The 17,385-nt window shown below is 63.9% G+C and carries 12 protein-coding genes; 4 read left to right on the plus strand and 8 right to left on the minus strand.

Annotated features, from left to right (window positions below):
• The first annotated feature begins 24 nt into the window (after positions 1 to 24).
• Positions 25 to 1,503 (plus strand): NAD-dependent succinate-semialdehyde dehydrogenase, encoded by a 1,479-nt coding sequence (locus MKD38_RS23480; RefSeq protein ID WP_252680545.1) that lies wholly within the window; start codon positions 25 to 27, stop codon positions 1,501 to 1,503.
• Between the two features lie 352 nt (positions 1,504 to 1,855).
• Positions 1,856 to 3,148, plus strand: coding sequence for a 4-aminobutyrate--2-oxoglutarate transaminase (gene gabT, locus MKD38_RS23485; RefSeq protein WP_252680547.1), 1,293 nt, complete (start codon positions 1,856 to 1,858; stop codon positions 3,146 to 3,148).
• 161 nt (positions 3,149 to 3,309) lie between these two features.
• On the opposite strand, the gene MKD38_RS23490 is transcribed toward gabT, so the two are convergent.
• Positions 3,310 to 4,929: an ABC transporter substrate-binding protein gene (locus MKD38_RS23490; RefSeq protein WP_252680690.1), complete on the minus strand. Its 1,620-nt coding sequence runs from the start codon at positions 4,927 to 4,929 to the stop codon at positions 3,310 to 3,312.
• Positions 4,930 to 5,575: 646 nt separating this feature from the next.
• Between MKD38_RS23490 and MKD38_RS23495 the strand changes: the two genes are divergently transcribed.
• Positions 5,576 to 6,979, plus strand: a complete 1,404-nt coding sequence (locus MKD38_RS23495; RefSeq protein ID WP_252680549.1) for an aspartate aminotransferase family protein — start codon at positions 5,576 to 5,578, stop codon at positions 6,977 to 6,979.
• Between the two features lie 247 nt (positions 6,980 to 7,226).
• Here MKD38_RS23495 and MKD38_RS23500 read toward each other — a convergent pair whose 3' ends face one another.
• Positions 7,227 to 7,967 carry a cupin domain-containing protein gene (locus MKD38_RS23500; protein ID WP_252680551.1) on the minus strand — a complete coding sequence of 247 codons (741 nt, stop codon included), beginning with the start codon at positions 7,965 to 7,967 and terminating at the stop codon, positions 7,227 to 7,229.
• A 551-nt stretch (positions 7,968 to 8,518) separates the two neighbouring features.
• Here MKD38_RS23500 and MKD38_RS23505 point away from each other — a divergent pair.
• Positions 8,519 to 9,376, plus strand: a complete 858-nt coding sequence (locus MKD38_RS23505; RefSeq protein ID WP_252680553.1) for a GNAT family N-acetyltransferase — start codon at positions 8,519 to 8,521, stop codon at positions 9,374 to 9,376.
• A 108-nt stretch (positions 9,377 to 9,484) separates the two neighbouring features.
• On the opposite strand, the gene MKD38_RS23510 is transcribed toward MKD38_RS23505, so the two are convergent.
• From MKD38_RS23510 to MKD38_RS23535, 6 genes are all read right to left on the minus strand, one after another.
• Positions 9,485 to 9,781 carry a hypothetical protein gene (locus tag MKD38_RS23510; protein WP_252680555.1) on the minus strand — a complete coding sequence of 99 codons (297 nt, stop codon included), beginning with the start codon at positions 9,779 to 9,781 and terminating at the stop codon, positions 9,485 to 9,487.
• Positions 9,782 to 9,908: 127 nt separating this feature from the next.
• On the minus strand, positions 9,909 to 11,891 hold the full coding sequence (gene acs / locus MKD38_RS23515) for an acetate--CoA ligase (RefSeq protein ID WP_252680557.1): 1,983 nt from the start codon (positions 11,889 to 11,891) through the stop codon (positions 9,909 to 9,911).
• 178 nt (positions 11,892 to 12,069) lie between these two features.
• Positions 12,070 to 13,185 carry a porin gene (locus MKD38_RS23520; protein WP_252680559.1) on the minus strand — a complete coding sequence of 372 codons (1,116 nt, stop codon included), beginning with the start codon at positions 13,183 to 13,185 and terminating at the stop codon, positions 12,070 to 12,072.
• Between the two features lie 256 nt (positions 13,186 to 13,441).
• Complete coding sequence (locus MKD38_RS23525) at positions 13,442 to 14,371, minus strand: 2-hydroxyacid dehydrogenase (protein WP_252680561.1); 930 nt, start codon at positions 14,369 to 14,371, stop codon at positions 13,442 to 13,444.
• 19 nt (positions 14,372 to 14,390) lie between these two features.
• Positions 14,391 to 16,010 carry an ABC transporter substrate-binding protein gene (locus MKD38_RS23530; protein ID WP_252680563.1) on the minus strand — a complete coding sequence of 540 codons (1,620 nt, stop codon included), beginning with the start codon at positions 16,008 to 16,010 and terminating at the stop codon, positions 14,391 to 14,393.
• A 70-nt stretch (positions 16,011 to 16,080) separates the two neighbouring features.
• Complete coding sequence (locus MKD38_RS23535) at positions 16,081 to 17,370, minus strand: NAD(P)/FAD-dependent oxidoreductase (protein WP_252680565.1); 1,290 nt, start codon at positions 17,368 to 17,370, stop codon at positions 16,081 to 16,083.
• Positions 17,371 to 17,385: the final 15 nt, after the last annotated feature.

The following is a 17,385-nucleotide window of genomic DNA, read 5'->3' on the forward strand; positions in this document are numbered from 1 at the left end:
TCTTCCTCACGGAGATTTCTTTTCATGCCTTTGTCCCTGAACCAACACTTGCTCCCGGGCCGCAACTTTGTCGGCGGCGAATGGTGCAGTGCGGCCGATGACCGCACCGTGGCCGTGGTGGACCCCGCCACCGAAGAAGCCTTCGCGACCGCGCCGGATAGCGGCGCTGCCGACGCGCTGCGCGCCGTCGACGCCGCCCACGCCGCATTCCCCGCATGGCGCAAGACCCCGGCCAAACAGCGCGCGCAGATCATCAAGCGCTGGAACGATCTTGTGGTCAGCCACCAGGAAGACCTTGGCCGGCTGATCTCCAGCGAGCAAGGCAAGCCGCTGGCGGAAGCCAAGGGCGAGGTTCTGTACGCGGCCAGCTATATCGAATGGTTCGCGGAAGAAGCCACGCGCGCGGATGGCGACGTGATCGCGGCGCCGGTGCAGGGGCGCCGCATGCTGGCGCTGCGCGAGCCGGTTGGCGTCATCGCCGCGATCACGCCGTGGAATTTCCCTGCAGCAATGATCGCGCGCAAGATCGCCCCTGCGCTGGCTGCCGGCTGCACGGTCGTCTGCAAGCCGGCGGAAGATACCCCGCTGACCTCCCTCGCCCTGGTAAAGCTTGCCCAGGAGGCAGGCGTGCCGCCGGGCGTATTGAACATCGTCACGGCCTCGCGCGATCGGGCTGCCGAAGTCGTCGATGTGTGGCTGGATGATGCACGCGTGCGCAAGATTACCTTTACCGGCTCGACGCCGGTCGGCAAGCACCTGGCACGCCGTTCCGCCGGTACGCTGAAAAAGCTGTCGCTGGAGCTTGGCGGCAACGCGCCGTTCATTGTGTTCGACGATGCGGATCTGGACGCTGCCGTCGACGGTCTGATGGCCGCCAAGTTCCGCAATGGTGGACAGACCTGCGTGTCCCCTAACCGGATCTATGTCCAGGACAAGGTCCACGATGCCTTTGTCGACAAACTTGCCGCCCGCGTCGGTGCGCTGGTCGTTGGTCCCGCGACCGACCCGGCGGCGCAGATCGGCCCGATGATCAACGCGCGCGCGGTGGACAAGATCGAACGCCATGTGCAGGACGCGCTCAGCCGCGGGGCCCGCGTGGTGGTCGGCGGCCAGCGCGTTCGCAACGCGCAGTGCACCGGCCCGAATTACTACGCGCCGACCGTGCTTGTGAATGCGGATGCTTCCATGCAATGCTCTTGCGAGGAAACCTTCGGTCCCGTGGCGCCCGTGACCCGCTTCGATACCGAGGCCGATGTGGTCGAGGCGGCCAATGCCACGCCGTTCGGGCTCGCCGCGTATTTCTACTCGAACGACGTACGGCGGATCTGGCGCCTGGCAGATGCACTGGAAACCGGCATTGTCGGCGTCAACGAAGGAGCGCTGGCCGCCGAAGCCGCGCCGTTCGGCGGCGTCAAGGATTCCGGATACGGGCGCGAAGGCTCGCGCCACGGCCTCGACGAGTACATGCATATCAAATACGTGTGCCAGGGCCAGCTGGACTGAGCCTCTGAACCCGCGAAGATCTTCCTTGTCAGCGCGCCAGAGCGGCCGGCCTTGCCGGCCGCTCTGCATTTTGGCGGAGGGCGCGGGTCGACGAAGATTTCAGGCCATCGAAGGAACTGCTGTTCCCCTCCTGACAACAGGATTCGCTGCCGATACGGGCCGCACAATCCGTCAAAGCAACTCCGGCATCGTCCCTATACTCGTCTCGTGGTTGACAGCCAGCCAGCGGGCAATGACAGGGCCGCGCGGCGGCCAAAGACCGTGCCCGTGCAGAAATTCTCACCGGCTCCGATTCCCTTCACAATTCACCGCGGCCCCGGCTTCGCGGAACCTGAAAAAGAGGTGTAGTGCAATGACCCAGTCCAACCAGGACCTTATCGCGTTCCGTACGCAACATGTGCCGCACGGCATCGTCACCGCCCATCCGATTTTCGCGGACCGGGCCGAAGGCTCTTACCTCTGGGATGTGGAAGGCCGCCGCTATATCGACTTTGTGGGTGGCATTGGCGTGCAGAACATCGGCCACAACCACCCCAGGATTGTCGAGGCGGTGCGCAAGCAATTGGAGCGCGTTACCCATGCGGCGTTCCAGGTCGTTGGCTATGACTGTTATGTCGAACTGGCTGCGCGGCTGAACCAGCTCGTCGGCGGGGCAGCGCAATACAAGACGCTATTCGCGACCACAGGCGCGGAGGCCGTCGAGAACGCGATCAAGATCGCACGCGCTTATCGCAACGTACCGGGCGTCATCGCGTTCCGTGGCGGATTCCATGGCCGCACCTTGCTCGGCACCACCCTGACCGGCATCAGCGCGCCCTACAAGCAGAACTTCGGGCCGCTCGCCGGCGAGGTGTACCACACGCCTTACCCGGATGCGTTCCGCGGCTTTTCCAGCGCGGATGCGATTCGCGCCCTTGAAGACCTGTTCGCCACGCAGATCGCGCCCGACCGCGTTGCCGCCATCATTCTCGAACCCGTGCAAGGCGACGGGGGTTTCATCCCTGCGGGAAGCGAGTTCCTGCGGGCACTGCGCACGCTGACGGAGAAGCATGGCATCGTGCTGATCCTCGATGAGATCCAGGCCGGCTTCGGCCGCACCGGCAAGACGTTCGGCTTCCAGCATGCGGGCATCCAGCCGGATCTGGTCACGGTTGCGAAAAGCCTGGCTGGTGGCTTGCCGCTGTCCGGCGTGGTCGGCCGCGCCGAGATCATGGATGCACCGGCGCCGGGGGGCCTGGGTGGCACCTATGGTGGCAATCCGCTCGCTTGCGCCGCCGCGCTGGCCGTGCTCGACGTATTCGAGGAGGAACAGCTTCTCGCCAAGGCGCACGGACTTGGCGAAACGCTGCGTGCAGGCCTGGAGCAGCTCGCCCGGGAGTTCCCCGCCATCGGCACGGTGCGCGGCCTGGGCCCGATGCTGGCGCTGGAATTCGTCAAGAACGGCGATCGGTTCCAGCCTGACGCGGCCTTCGCGCAGGCGGTTATCGACCGCTGCCGCGAAGGTGGCCTGCTTGTGATCAAATGCGGCGTGCATCGAAATACGGTGCGCCTGCTGGCACCGCTGAACACCAGCCTGGAAACCGCTCAGGAGGCCCTGGAGATCCTGCGCACGGCCATTGCGCTGGCCACCAAGGCTGAGCAATAGCAAGGACACCGGCGCCGGGAACGGCGCCCGGCACATAGCAGTTTCGCTTTGGCACCGGATTCGGACGCGACGCCGGGGTCCAGTCGATGGGCGCGCAAGAAAGCCCCACGGCTCCCTACAGCGTAGGGAGCCTTTGCTTCATCTGCCGCTACAGCGGCCGGTCAGGCATCGAGCCACACGTGCTCGGCAAACATATAGCCCATCAGACCGCCCAGCGGGATGGGCGAAAGCCCCTTGAGCTTGGTCGTATGCGCGTCGATGCTTGCCAGGAACAACGGGATGCCGATGCCAGCCTCCTGGTGAATCATCGTCTGCATGTCGGCATACATCTGACTGCGCTTGCCGTTATCGGTTTCGGCTCGCGCGGCCAGCAGCAACTGGTCGAACTTTGGATTCTTCCAGCGGGACTCGTTCCATGGAGCGTCGGACTTGAAGAACTGCGTGAGGATGGTATCGGCGCTGGGCCGCGGGTTCACGTTGCCGAACCCTACGGGACTATTGAGCCAGTGATTGGACCAATACCCGTCTGCCGGCATGCGCTTGACTTCGAGCTCCAGACCCGCGCGCTGCGCTGCCTGTTGCAACACCAGCGCCATCTCGACCGAATACAGGGCGGCCGGCGATGTCACTACCGGCACCTTGCCGGTCACGCCCGACTTGCGCAGGTGGAACTTCGCCTTCTCGGGATCGAACGGCCGCTGCGGCAGATCCTTGAAATAGAAGCGGTTGGTGGGGTCGATGGGCTGGTCGTTGGCGACCACTGCATTACCCAGCGCGATGGACTGCCGCATCTGCTGGCGGTCCAGCAAGTACTTCATACCGAGGATAAAGTCAGGGTTCGTGCCGGGGCCCACGTCCTTGCGCATGATCAGGTCGGAGTACTGGCCGGATTGCGTCGTCATGATGGCATAGCCGGGAGTCCCCTTGATCCTCGCCACGGCGCGTGGGTTGATCATCGCGACCAGGTCCATGCCGCCTGACAGCAGTGCGTTGACGCGCGCACTCTCGTCGGTAATGCCGACGAGCTCGATCTCGTCGAGGTAGGGCTTCCCGGGCTTCCAGTATGCGTCGTTGCGAACCACCAGCGTGCGCACGCCGGGCTTGAAGTCCTTGATCTTGTAAGGCCCGGTGCCGATGCCGGCGCTGAAGTCGGTGGTGCCGTCCTTGACGATGTGGAAGTGGAACGTCCCGAGGATGACCGGCAGGTCGGCATTGGGGCTGTTCAGCACCACCGTGACCTCGTTCGGGCCGGTGGCCTTCACGCTTTCGATCTGCTCGGCCAGCACCTTGGCCTTGGAGGCCGTGGCCGGATCCTTGTGGCGCATGATCGAGTACACCACGTCGGCCGGCGCGAGCGCCTTGCCGTCGTGGAAGGTCACGCCCTTGCGCAGCGTAAAGACCCAGGTTTTGGCATCGGTGGTGTTGAACGTCTCTGCCAGCGCCGCCCGCGGCGTCAGGCTCCGGTCCAGCGAGGTCAGTCCGTTGTATACCATGTTGCAGCGCACATAGTCGTTCTGGTTCGACTGCTTGGCCGGATCGAGCGTATCGGAGGCGGAGGCCGTGCCCACCGCCACGCGGATGCGTCCGCCTCGCTTGGGCGTCTGCGCATGCGCGCCGACCGCCGCACCGGCCAGGCCGCCGGCCAGCGTGACCTGCATGCCCCCCGCCACCAGCATCTTCAGGACATCGCGCCGGGTGGCGCCGTGTTTGAGCGCTTCCATCATGCGAAGGCTTTCGCTGGGGCCGACAAAGTTTTCCAACTGGTTACGGCTATCACTCATCGTCTGCTCCTTTGGTGCCGGGGCACGAGGACTGTGCCCAGGGCGGAATGCTGTTGACCCTCGGGCTTGGCCCGCAATCTTTAACTTTACGAAGCCGCCGACTGCAAGGATCGGCTTCAGGTGCTTCATGCTAGTCAACCCCCACAAGCATTTGTTTCCGTTGGGGGCTGCGCGACCGCATCGAATTGCAAAGCTGGCACCTCCGGCAGACGAATCTTTCAAACTACGGACAAACCCCAGCCCGTTTCAGCAGCCTGGCATCAGGTCATTTGGCATCATGCGCTGTGCGACGCGCTCTTTCCAGTCCTGCCTGCGCTGCCTTGCCCCCTTCCCCCTTCCCGCACGGCGAGTCGGCCGTCTCCATGCCCCTACCGCCAATGCAAGCCGGCCACCGCCGCCCCGATGCAGCCTGCGCCACTCCGTCTCCCGCTGTGGCACAGCCGCCAGCGCAGCCAGTCAATACGGCACCGCGTCGTTCAGGCGCTTGACGGATCCCGCACCAAACAATCTGCTGTCTCGCCCCGTATAAGAGCAGGGTTCTTCGTGGCGCCCCAACAATGCAGCACCATACCGCGCGCCGCCGCCGCTAAGCTTGGTCCAAGCCAGTCGGCTGCGCTACGCACGAATGGATGCGAAGGACACTGCGATGACCCTGATCAATGACCTGCCCCAACTCGCTTCGCTTGACGCCGCGGACCGCGCGCATCTGATCCATCCCGTCTCGCCGTGGCGCGTGCACGAGCAGCGCGGTCCCACGGTACTGGCTTCCGGCCGAGGTGCCTGGCTGACGGATGCCGACGGCAATGAAGTCCTCGACGCGTTCGCCGGTCTTTGGTGCGTCAATATCGGCTATGGACAGGAAAGCGTGGTGCAGGCCGCCGCCGTGCAGATGCGCCGCCTGCCCTATGCGACCGGTTACTTTCACTTCAGCAGCGAGCCTGCCATCCGCCTCGCCGAGAAGCTTGTGCAGCTTACGCCCGGCTCATTGAACCACGTCTATCTCACCCTGGGCGGCTCCGAAGCGGTTGATACGGCCGTGCGCTTCATTACGCAATATTTCAATGCCACCGGGCGGCCAACCAAGAAGCATTGCATCGCACTGGAGCGCGGCTATCACGGCTCTTCATCGACCGGCGCCGGACTGACCGCCCTGCCGGCTTTCCACCGCGGCTTCGACCTGCCCCTGCGCACGCAGCACTACATCCCCTCTCCCAATCCCTATCGCGCCAGCAATCCCGACGATGCCCAGGGCATCATCGCCGCCTCGGTGGCAGCGCTGCGCAACAAGGTCGCGGAGCTGGGCGCGGACAATGTGGCCGCCTTCTTCTGCGAACCCGTGCAGGGCTCGGGTGGCGTGATTGTGCCGCCCAGGGGCTGGCTCAAGGCCATGCGCGAGGCGGCGCGCGAGCTGGACATCCTTTTTGTCGTCGACGAAGTGATTACGGGCTTCGGGCGCACCGGCCCCATGTTCGCCTGCGAGGCTGAAGAGGTCGTGCCCGACATCATGACGCTTGCGAAGGGCCTCACCGCCGGCTACGTGCCCATGGGCGCGACGATGATATCCGAGCAACTGTACGCCGGCATTGCCGACGGCGCTCCCGATGGGTCGCCAGTTGGCCATGGCGCGACATACTCCGCTCATCCGGTCAGCGCCGCGGTGGCCCTGGAGGTGCTGCGCCTGTACGAGGAAGGCGGCATCCTGGCCAATGGCCAGCGGGGCGCGGTGCCGTTTGCCGCGGGCCTGGATGCGTTGCGCAGCCATCCGCTGGTGGGTGACTCGCGCCATCGCGGACTGCTCGGCGCGTTGGAACTCGTAAGCGACAAGGACAGCAAGCGCGGCTTCGACCCTTCGCTGCGCCTGGCCGAGCGGATCGCGGCGGCAGCCTACCGCAACGGCATTGTGTTCCGCGCCTTCGCCGACAATATCCTGGGCTTTGCCCCCGCACTGACCTATACCGAAGCCGAGTTCGAGCTGATGTTCGCACGCGTGAAAAAGACGCTGGATGACGTGCTTGCAGCGCCTGACGTGCGCGCCGCGCTTGCAAGCTGATTGCGAACCGGCAGCGTCGACAAAGCGATTTCCCGCGCCCTTGTTTCGGTACCACTGTTTGCCAGAGCTATTGTTTCCGATCTGTCGCTGAGACGCTCTTTCGACGTGCGACAGCGCCCCGGCGCTGTGCCGCGAAGCATCGCGTAGCGCCGCTTTAAAAAAAGACCCACAGGCATCGCAGCCTGTGGGCAAACGCCTCCCAGTGGAGCAGGGACCGCTGAAGAAAAATGTGACTGGAAATCGATTGCTAGGACGGACGGAAGATGGCATAGACCTTCGCCACATGCTCCCGGCTTTCCCAACTGCATTGCGCATGCTGTTCGACCAGGAAAATATCGCCCTCTGAAAATGTGCCGCTGCGGCCAGTCTCGTCCTGGAACGTCACACTGCCGGACAACAGGTGCATCAGTTCGTAATGGATATACGGCATGACGCGGCGGTGGTACGGCGTCGAATCCCAGGTGCCGCAGACGAACTGCCCGTCCTCCGAGCGATAGTCGGTATGGTTGCGGCAAACCGGCGCCGGCGTAAGCATAAACTCGGCCGGTGGCGTGCCGGATGGTTGCAGTTCCGGCGCCTGCGCGATCGGCACCAGTGCGCGCGAGCCAACCACGCTGTGGTTGTAGCGCATGAAGATGATGGTGACAGGCGCTTCGGCACGCCACGCGAACCACGCATCGCGCAGGATGACGGCACTATTGCCGGCACCGAGGACGACCGTCTGGCCCATCCGCGTCAACGTCAGGCTGCCCTCGCTGACGATGATGAACTCGTCCGCCGGCAGGGCGTCAACGGCTCCCGCACCAGCATCGAGCGCGATCTTCCCTACCGTGACGGGCCCCGGCGGCAAGTCGAGAAGCCGACGGCTGGACAGGAATGCATCTTCGCCATCCTGCGTGGTGACCGGGATGCCCCGTGCATGGTCCCGCGCAAACTCGCGCAGATCGACAAAAGTGGCCGGGGTGGCGCGCTGTTGCAAACTCGACATGACTTGTTCCCGCGATCAATGAGATTGCGCCGCATGACCTGTCCGCGCAGGGTCTCAGAATGAAGAAATTGGTGGACCGGCACGGTCAGAGCACCATGAAAGTGGCGTCGCTCGTCCCTGCATCCCGAGGAGGATTAGACCACTACCGGATTTCCGGCGTATCGTGTTTGGCCAGGGCGTAAGGAAAGAATCTATGGCATTCGCCACGCGCGGCGGCATATGTTGCTGCAAGCCTCGCATGCGCCGATTACCGGGGTGCCGACCGCGCGCGACTCGCCGATGCGCCTGCCGGCGGCAAGCCAACGGTACGCCCATGGGCTTAGCAATTCATGCGGTCTGCCTGCGGGTTGACCGCATAAGAACCCCGTTACGCCACGGCAGCCAGATGATCGTGCGGAATCTCTGCCAGGCCGCAATGCGGCCCCATAGCTATGGCAAGATTACCTCAGTCGCCAGACCCGCCCGACGCGGGCGATGCCAGGCAAATGCGGCCAATGGCAGCGCGTAGCAAGTCACGGCGGCCGGTTCAATGTGCCAGAAAGGAAGACATCATGCCAAGCCAAGCTACCGTTATTCCAGTGACCTATCGCGCGATGGACGAAAAGGACCTGCCTGCAGCCCATGCGCTGTCGCAGACCATGCGCTGGCCACATCGCCTGGAGGACTGGAGCTTTGTCCTGGGCCTTGGCACCGGCTTCGTCGCCGAAGAGGCCGGTGCGGTGATCGGCACCGGGCTGTGCTGGAAACAAGGACAGCAGGCGTCGCTCGGGATGATTATCGTGTCCCCGGAGCACCAGGGTAAGGGCATTGGCAAAGCATTGATGAAACTGGTGCTGGCAGCCCTGGGAGAGCGTTGCACGCTGCTGATCGCAACGCCTGCCGGCCAGCCTCTGTACGAGCAGCTCGGCTTTATCGCGACCGGCACGATCCACCAGCACCAGGGAACGTTGAACGCCCTCGTCAATGCCCCGTCCTTTCCAGGCGAAGCCTTGCGCCCGTACCTCCCCGGCGATACCGAGGCCATCATTGCGCTGGCAAACCGCGCCACCGGCATGTCTCGCGACGAGGTCATCGGGGCATTGCTTGCCGCTGGCGAGACGGTCGTGCTTGAGCGCCATGGCAAGGTCGCGGGATTCTCCATCATGCGCCGCTTCGGACGCGGCCATGCGATCGGGCCGGTGGTAGCGTCCGACACGGATCACGCGAAAGCCCTGATCGCGTATTGGTGCGGAGCGTACGCCGGCGCCTTCGTGCGCATTGACGTCACCGGCACGAGCGGCCTGCAAGATTGGCTGGCGCAGGCAGGACTACTTCAGGTCGACACGGTGGTGGCCATGGCACGCCACGGTGTACCGCGGGCGGACAGCACGCTGCAACAATTTGCAATCATTAGCCAGGCGCTCTGCTAGGTCAGCACACCAGCAGCGATCCGGAGATTTTCTTCATGCGATTTCTCATACCGCGACCGCCGACTTGCGCGGCGGTCGCTGGTGAATCTTGCGCCAGTCCATGCGCGCTTATGCCGCCTCGGCATTGAACTCGGATACGAACGCCGGCGCTGCTTCCATGCGATAGCGCTCATCCTGGCTGACGTAGTACATCGCGGAGTGCCCGCGGCGCGCAAACGTCACGCAGCAGGCATGCTCGAAGCGCCCGAAGCGCGTGACGCCGATCCTGGGCAGGTCCCTCCACTCCCATACACGCTGTTCCTCGATGCAATCCAGCACCCGGTGTTGTGTCCGGGGATGCATGGATGAATTGAGCATCATGCTGATATAGCCGAATTCCCCCAGCGACGGGTAACGTCGCTGCATTGCTGCCCATCGTCTTTTCGGGGACATTGGCGCAACATTGCCGCCTCCAATATCCCGCCCGAGGTGGTCGCCCTTCTCCGCGTTCATTTTCCTTCCGCTCTTTGTTGCAGGTTCGTGCCGGCCTGATTTACTGTGCGTCCCTGAGTTGAGCCAGGATCGCGGGATCCTCCAGGGTGGAGAGATCCTGCGTGATCTGCTCCCCCTTCGCGATTCCACGCAACAATCGTCGCATCACCTTGCCCGAGCGGGTCTTGGGCAGGTTGTCGGCGAAGCGGATCTCCTTTGGCTTGGCGATCGGGCTGATCTCGCGCGCAACCCACTCGCGCAATGCCTGCGCGACCTGCGCGGCTTCTTTACCCTGCGGGCGGGTGCGCTTCAGGACCACGAATGCACAGACCGCTTCGCCGGTGGTGTCATCCGGCTTGCCCACCACCGCGGCCTCGGCCACGTCGCAGTGGGCCGCCAGCACCGATTCGATCTCCATGGTGCCCATGCGATGGCCCGAAACATTCAACACATCATCGATGCGGCCGGTAATCGTGAAGTAGCCGGTCTTGTCACTGCGCACCGCCCCGTCGCCGGCCAGGTACAGCTTGCCGCCCAACTCCGCCGGGAAGTAGCTTCTCCAGAACCGGTCTGCATCCCCCCAGACGGTTCGGATCATCGAGGGCCATGGCCGCTTGATGACCAGAATGCCGCCTTGCCCGTGTGGCAATTCCTTGCCGGTCTCATCCACCACCGCGGCCATGATTCCTGGCAGCGGCAACGCGCATGAGCCGGGTTGCAATGGCATGGCGCCCGGCATCGGGCTGATCATGTGTCCGCCCGTTTCGGTTTGCCAGAAGGTGTCGACGATCGGACAGTTGCCATTGCCGACGTTGCGGTGGTACCAGCGCCAGCTGTCCGGATCAATGGGCTCGCCCACCGAGCCGAGCAGGCGCAGACTGGACAAATCGTATCGCCCGGGATGTACGGCCGGATCCTTGTCGCTGGCCTTGATCAGCGAACGGATTGCCGTCGGCGCCGTATAGAAGATCGTGGCCCGATGTTTGCGCACCATGTCCCAGAAGCGGCCGGCGTTGGGATAGGTTGGCACCCCTTCGAACACGATCTGGGTGGCTCCGACGGCGAGCGGGCCGTAGGCGATGTAGGTATGGCCGGTGACCCACCCGATGTCTGCCGTACACCAGAAGATGTCGTCAGGCTTGATGTCGAAGGTCCACTTCATCGTCAACGCCGCCCACAGCAGGTAGCCGCCGGATGCATGCTGAACCCCTTTGGGCTTCCCGGTGGAGCCGGAGGTATACAAGATGAACAGCGGGTGTTCGGCCCCGACCCATTCCGGCTCGCAGGTTGCGGGCTGGGCCGCCATCAATGCATCGAGCCAGAGGTCGCGCCACGCCACCAGCGGAATTGGTGCGCCAGTACGCCGGTGAACGATAACGTGCCTGACCGTTTCGCAACCGCCCGGTGCGAGCGCTTCATCCACGACGGACTTCAGCGGCAGCGACTTGCCGCCGCGCCTCTGCTCGTCGGCGGTGATCACGGCCACCGCGCCGGCATCGATGATCCGCTCCCGCAACGACTTCGCGGAGAATCCGGCGAAGACGACCGAATGCACCGCTCCGATGCGCGCGCATGCCTGCATCGCGGCAATGCCCTCGATGGACATTGGCATGTAGATGACGACCCGATCCCCTTTGCCGATGCCCATGGCCCGCAAAGCGTTGGCCAGCTGGCACACCTTCGCGTGCAATTGCGCATACGTGATTCGCGTGACCAGTCCATCGTCGGCCTCAAACACGATCGCCGTCTTATCCGCGTTGCCCAGCTGCAGGTTGCGGTCCAGGCAGTTGTAGGACACATTGAGCTGCCCGTCCTCGAACCAGCGGTAGAACGGCGCACGATCCTCGTTAAGTGTCCTGGTGAAAGGCCGGTGCCAACTGATGCAAGCGCGCGCATGCCGGGCCCAGAAGCCTTCGTAGTCTGCCTCCGCGGCCGCGCAGAGGGCCTGATAGGCCGCCATGCCCGCAATGTTTGCTTGATCCATGAACTGGGCAGGCGGGTGGATGAGCTCGATTTCCTGTTGCAGCGGAGCAAGGTCGGACATTGGCAATTCCTGTGGACGATTGGAGCATGGGTGCTGGGTCCGGGCGCGGCGTCAATCTGCCATACACGGTACGGCACTTCGACCCGGAACCAGCCACCGCCTGCGCGGTGAACGCGCGGCGGCTTGCGCGGCAGCGCGGGACCGGGGTTCCTTCCCGGTCCGGGCCGTCGCGGCAGGGTCAGAACTTATGGCGAATGCCGACCACCGCACCAAACTGGTTGGCGCCCGGGCGCACAGCTTCGCTGCTGGCGCCCAGCTGGTCGTTGAACCCGTTCACGCCGAGATTCGACTTGCCTCGGTTCAACGCGTACGAAACCGTGCTGTAGACGTCGGTTCGCTTGGACAGTGCATAGTCGACCAGGGCGACGAATTGCCAGGGATTGCCGGCATTCGACTCGCGCAGGTTCTGGTAGTAGGCCGAGCCGGCCACCGACAGTGCCGGTGTAATCTGGTAGGCAGCGCCAAGCCAGGCGAGGTTCGACACCGTGTTGGCCAGTGCAACGCCCGGCAGGACGGCACCGTTGAACGCGTGCGCGTACCGATAGCCGGCATAGAATTTGGCCGAACCCAGCGAATAGGTCGCCGCCGCTGCCGCGCGCCGGATCAGGCTGTTGGTCGTCAGTGCGGTGGCTGCCGAACGGTTCGTCTGGTCATAGATGGCACCGAAGGCGAACGGCCCGGCGGCATAACTTGCCGAGGCCGAATACGAACGTCCGTTGGTGAAATTCCCCGCGATTTCCTGGTTGCTGCTGTTGAAGCTATACAGGCCACTCAGGCTTAGCCCGCCGAACTTGCCCATGTACTTGACCGAGTTGTCGGCGCGCGCGCCGCCCAGGTACGGGTCCTGTGCGCCAACTGAGTAGCGGCTGGCAATGGCCATCGGGTCGTAGGTCACGCCAAAGTCATAGAAAGGCGTGGTATGCCTGCCGAAGGTCAGCTGGCCCCATTCGTGCTGCAGGCCGACATAGGCGCCGCGGCCAAACAAGCGCCCGCCCTGCCCCATGGTGCCGGTATCGAGGTTGAATCCGCTTTCCAGCAGGAAAATGCTCTTCAGCCCTCCGCCCAGGTCTTCGACGCCACGCAAGCCCCAGCGCGAGCCAGACTGGTTGCCCGACTGCAATGCCCAGAGATTGTGAGCGGCCGCGCCAGCGGCGACGGTGCCCGTAGACGCTACCGCATGATTCAGGTATTCGAACCCCACATCAGCGACGCCATAAAGCGTAACGCTCGATTGAGCGTAGGCAACGGGACCCAGCAGCCATGCCGCTGCCATCGCCAACATCCGGTATTTCATGAAATAACTCCTCCGATTTATTAGATTAACCCGTGGCATGAGATGCACGGGGCGAAGCGAAATCTGCATCGATATTCTTTAAACAAAAAATCGCATTCCTGCCGGCCACAGCAATGCCACGGATTTCGCCGTTCAGGCGTCCGTCTGTTCTTCCTTACCTAGGATCTGCTGGAAGCAGGCGCGCTTCGCTTTATCGGGGAAGTCGCTGCTGGATAGTTTCTGCAAACATATTCGGGTCGAAGCGCTTCACTGGCGCTCAGTATCCTTTCTGACGGTCGACAACGCCGATCACAGGCTCACTGTTTTCAAGGCGGCGCAGATTGTCCAGCACCGTCCTGGCCGCGGTATCGGGCCGGGTCATGCTGGCAATATGGGGGGTAAGCCATACCCGGGGGTGCCGCCACAATGGGTGATCCGCGGGCAGCGGCTCCGGATGCGTGACATCGAGAATGGCATCGCCAAGCTGTCCCGACTCCAGCGCGGCCAGCAGGTCGGCGTGGTCGAGTTGCTGACCCCTGCCAACATGCACCAGTCCGGCACCACGCGGCAATGTGTCGAACATACAGGCGCCCAGCATGCCGCGCGTCTCGTCTGTCAGCGGCAACAGGCATACGAGGATATCGGTACGTGCAAGGAATGCGTCGAGTTCCTCCTGGCCGGCGTAGCACGTCACACCGTCGAGGCTGCGGCGCGAGCGTGACCATCCCGCGCAATCGAAGCCGAACAAGCCCAGGCGGGCCAGCACCGCCTGCGCCAGCGAACCCAGTCCCAGCACCCCGACGCGCCGCTCTTGCGCGGGGTGCGCCGGGATAGGCCTCCAGTCTGCTTGCGCCTGTTGCCGCCGATATGCCGGCATGTCGCGGTGGAGCGCGAGCACCGAAAACACCGCGTACTCGACCATTCCCTCCACGATACCTGGCTCGATCATTCTCACCAGCGGCAAATGTTCCGGGATCGCCTTCAGATTGAACTGGTCAACGCCTGCGCCCGTTGAAAACACCACTTGCAGGTTAGGAAAGCGCTGTCCGATATCTTCGGGCGGCTCCCAGGCGGCAAGGTAGCGCACCTGCTCGGGATCGCCGACATCGGGCCAGATGCGGAAATCGAGGTCGGGCCGCTCGCGCGCGAAGACCTTGCGCCAGTCCTGACCCCGCACCGGATCTGCCTTGTAAAGGAATGTGCTCATATAGGATGTCTCGTCCGGATCAGGCATCGATCCACACGTTCTCGGCGAACATATAGCCCATCAGACCGCCCAGCGGGATCGGCGAAAGCCCCTTGAGCCTGGTCGTATGGGCGTCGATGCTCGACAGGAACAACGGGATGCCGATGCCAGCATCCTCGTGAACCATGGTCTGCATGTCGGCATACATCTGCTTGCGCTTTGCGAAATCGGTCTCACCGCGCGCCGCTACCAGCAACTGGTCGAATTTCGGGTTCTTCCAGCGCGACTCGTTCCACGGTGCATCCGATTTGAAGAACTGCGTGAAGATGGTGTCGGCGCTGGGCCGCGGATTCACGTTGCCAAAGCCCACATGGCTATTGAGCCAGTGGTTCGACCAGTAGCCATCGGCCGGCATGCGCTTGATGTCGAGCTCCAGGCCGACACGCTGCGCGGCTTGCTGCATCACCAGCGCGGTTTCGACCGAATACAGCGCTGCGGGGGACGTCACCACTTGTACCTTGCCAGACACGCCGGCCTTGCGCAGGTGGAACTTCGCCTTCTCCGGATCGAATGGCCGCTGCGGCAGATCCTTGAAGTAGAAGCGGTTGGTGGGGTCGATGGGCTGGTCGTTGCCAACCACCGCATTACCGAGCGCGATGGTTTGCCGCATCTGCTGGCGGTCCAGCAAGTACTTCATTGCCAGAATGAAGTCGGGGTTCGTGCCAGGGCCCACGTCCTTGCGCATGATCAGGTCGGAGTACTGGCCGGATTGCGTCGTCATGATGGCGTAGCCGGGGGTCCCCTTCACCCTCGACACGGAACGCGGGTTGACCATCGCCACCAGGTCCATGCCGCCGGACAACAGCGCATTGAGCCGCGCGCTGTCGTCGGCAATGCCGACGAGTTCAATCTCGTCGAGGTGGGGCTTGCCCGGCTTCCAGTACGCGTCATTGCGCACCACCAGCGTGCGCACGCCGGGCTTGAATTCCTTGATCTTGTAGGGACCGGTGCCGATGCCGGCGCTGAAGTCGGTGGTGCCCTCCTTGACGATGTGGAAGTGGAACGTACCCAGGATGACCGGCAGGTCGGCATTGGGACTGTTCAGCACCACCGTGACCTCGTTCGGGCCGGTGGCCTTCACGCTTTCGATCTGCTCGGCCAGCACCTTGGCCTTGGACGCTGTGGCCGGATCCCTGTGGCGCATGATCGAGTACACCACGTCGGCCGGCGCGAGCGCCTTGCCGTCGTGGAAGGTCACGCCCTTGCGCAGCGTGAAGACCCAGGTCTTGGCATCGGTGGAGTTGAACGTCTCCGCCAGCGCCGCCCGCGGCGTCAGGCTTCGGTCCAGCGAAGTCAGTCCGTTGTACACCATGTTGCAGCGCACATAGTCGCTCTGGTTTGACTGCTTGGCCGGATCGAGGGTATCGGACGCGGCTGCCGTGCCCACCGCCACGCGGATGCGCCCGCCGCGCTTGGGCGTCTGCGCATGCGCGCCGACCGCAGCGCCGGCCAGGCCGCCGGCCAACGTGGCCTGCATGCCCCCCGCCACCAGCATCTTCAGGACATCGCGCCGGGTGGCGCCGCGTTTGAGCGCTTCCATCATGCGAAGGCTTTCACCGGGACCGACAAGATTTTCCAACTGGTTACGGCTATCGCTCATGGTTGTACTCCTGTGTATCGATTAGGAAAGGCATGCAAGTCGCGTTGAATGAAGGATCGGCCGGTGTGTCTTACGCCAGCCGATCTTTGAGCTGGTAGTACAGGCCAACGGCGGGCAGGAACCAGGGCGGGCCGAAGTGGCCGGGAATCGCGGGCCATTCGCGCTCACGCCATGGGTTGGCGCTCGCATCGCCGGCCATCACAGCAGCCATGCGCTCACCCATGTAGACGGACATTTGCGTGCCGTGGCCGCTGTAACCCATCGAGTAGAAAAGACCGTCACGTTCGCCAGCATGTGGCAGGCGGTCCTGTGTCATGTCGACCAGCCCGCCCCAGCAATAGTCCAGGCGGACACGGGCCAGCTGAGGAAAGATCTCGGCCAGGCCGGCACGCAGGATTTCGCCGCTGGCGGCGTCCTGCTGCGGACTGGAGATGGCAAAGCGCGCCCTGCCGCCGAACACCAGCCGATGGTCGGGCGTGAGACGGAAATAATGGTGGATATTCGCCACCGTGGTGTAGGTGCGGCGCCTGGCAAGCAGTGCAGCCGCGCGCTCCGCCCCCAGCGGCTCTGTCGTCACGATAAAGCTGCCGATCGGCACGATGCGCCGGCGCAGCCAGCCAAAACTGCCGTAGCCGCCGTGGCGGCTCGCGCCGGTGGCGAGCAGCACCTGCCGGGCCAGCACCGTGCCGCGCGTGGTGTGCAGGCGGTGTACCTGTCCATGCGTGCGCTCGACGCGCTGTACACACGTACCGGTATGAATCTGTGCGCCATGACGCTGCGCCGCCACGGCCAGACCTTGGGCGAATCGGCCCATATGCATCTGTCCGCTGCGCTTGTACAGCAGGCCGCCGTGGAAGCGTTCGCTTTGGACCTCGGCGCGCACGCGGTGCGCGTCGAGGATTTCCACATCGGTATCCACGCCATCGGCGATAAGCCGGTCCGCGCTGCGTTGCAGCGCCTCCATCTGATAAGGACGGGTCGCGAGCTTCAGCTTGCCGTTGCGCTCGAAGTCGCAGGCGATGTCCTCGTCGCGGATGATGCGCGCCACCGTGTCGACCGCATCGTCGTAGGCGTGGTACCAGTCACGGGCCCGCTGCGCGCCAACCCTGGCAGCAACGTCGACGTAATCCACCGCAAGGCCATTGTTGACATGTCCGCCGTTGCGCCCGGAAGCCTCCGGCGCAACGGCGGGCCCCGCCTCGAGCACCACGACGCTCGCGCCACGCCTGGCCAGCGCCAGCGCCGCCGACAGCCCGGTGAAACCGCCGCCGACGATGGCGACATCGACCTGGGACGGCAGATCGTACGCATCCAGAGCCAGCGGTGGCACTGAATCTTTCCAATAGGAATCGAGCTTCATAGTGATGTACGGGAG

Origin of the sequence: Cupriavidus sp. WGlv3 (genome assembly GCF_023952475.1) — a bacterium.
GTDB classification, from domain to species: domain Bacteria; phylum Pseudomonadota; class Gammaproteobacteria; order Burkholderiales; family Burkholderiaceae; genus Cupriavidus; species Cupriavidus phytorum.

What these genes read in the sequence shown, in the direction of transcription:
- MKD38_RS23525 (WP_252680561.1), bottom strand. Translation starts at nt 14,371, where the DNA reads ATGAGCACATTCCTTTACAAGGCAGATCCGGTGCGGGGTCAGGACTGG.
- MKD38_RS23490 (WP_252680690.1), bottom strand. Translation starts at nt 4,929, where the DNA reads ATGAGTGATAGCCGTAACCAGTTGGAAAACTTTGTCGGCCCCAGCGAA.
- MKD38_RS23495 (WP_252680549.1), top strand. Translation starts at nt 5,576, where the DNA reads ATGACCCTGATCAATGACCTGCCCCAACTCGCTTCGCTTGACGCCGCG.
- acs (WP_252680557.1), bottom strand. Translation starts at nt 11,891, where the DNA reads ATGTCCGACCTTGCTCCGCTGCAACAGGAAATCGAGCTCATCCACCCG.
- MKD38_RS23500 (WP_252680551.1), bottom strand. Translation starts at nt 7,967, where the DNA reads ATGTCGAGTTTGCAACAGCGCGCCACCCCGGCCACTTTTGTCGATCTG.
- MKD38_RS23480 (WP_252680545.1), top strand. Translation starts at nt 25, where the DNA reads ATGCCTTTGTCCCTGAACCAACACTTGCTCCCGGGCCGCAACTTTGTC.
- MKD38_RS23510 (WP_252680555.1), bottom strand. Translation starts at nt 9,781, where the DNA reads ATGCAGCGACGTTACCCGTCGCTGGGGGAATTCGGCTATATCAGCATG.
- MKD38_RS23530 (WP_252680563.1), bottom strand. Translation starts at nt 16,010, where the DNA reads ATGAGCGATAGCCGTAACCAGTTGGAAAATCTTGTCGGTCCCGGTGAA.
- MKD38_RS23505 (WP_252680553.1), top strand. Translation starts at nt 8,519, where the DNA reads ATGCCAAGCCAAGCTACCGTTATTCCAGTGACCTATCGCGCGATGGAC.
- MKD38_RS23520 (WP_252680559.1), bottom strand. Translation starts at nt 13,185, where the DNA reads ATGAAATACCGGATGTTGGCGATGGCAGCGGCATGGCTGCTGGGTCCC.
- MKD38_RS23535 (WP_252680565.1), bottom strand. Translation starts at nt 17,370, where the DNA reads ATGAAGCTCGATTCCTATTGGAAAGATTCAGTGCCACCGCTGGCTCTG.
- gabT (WP_252680547.1), top strand. Translation starts at nt 1,856, where the DNA reads ATGACCCAGTCCAACCAGGACCTTATCGCGTTCCGTACGCAACATGTG.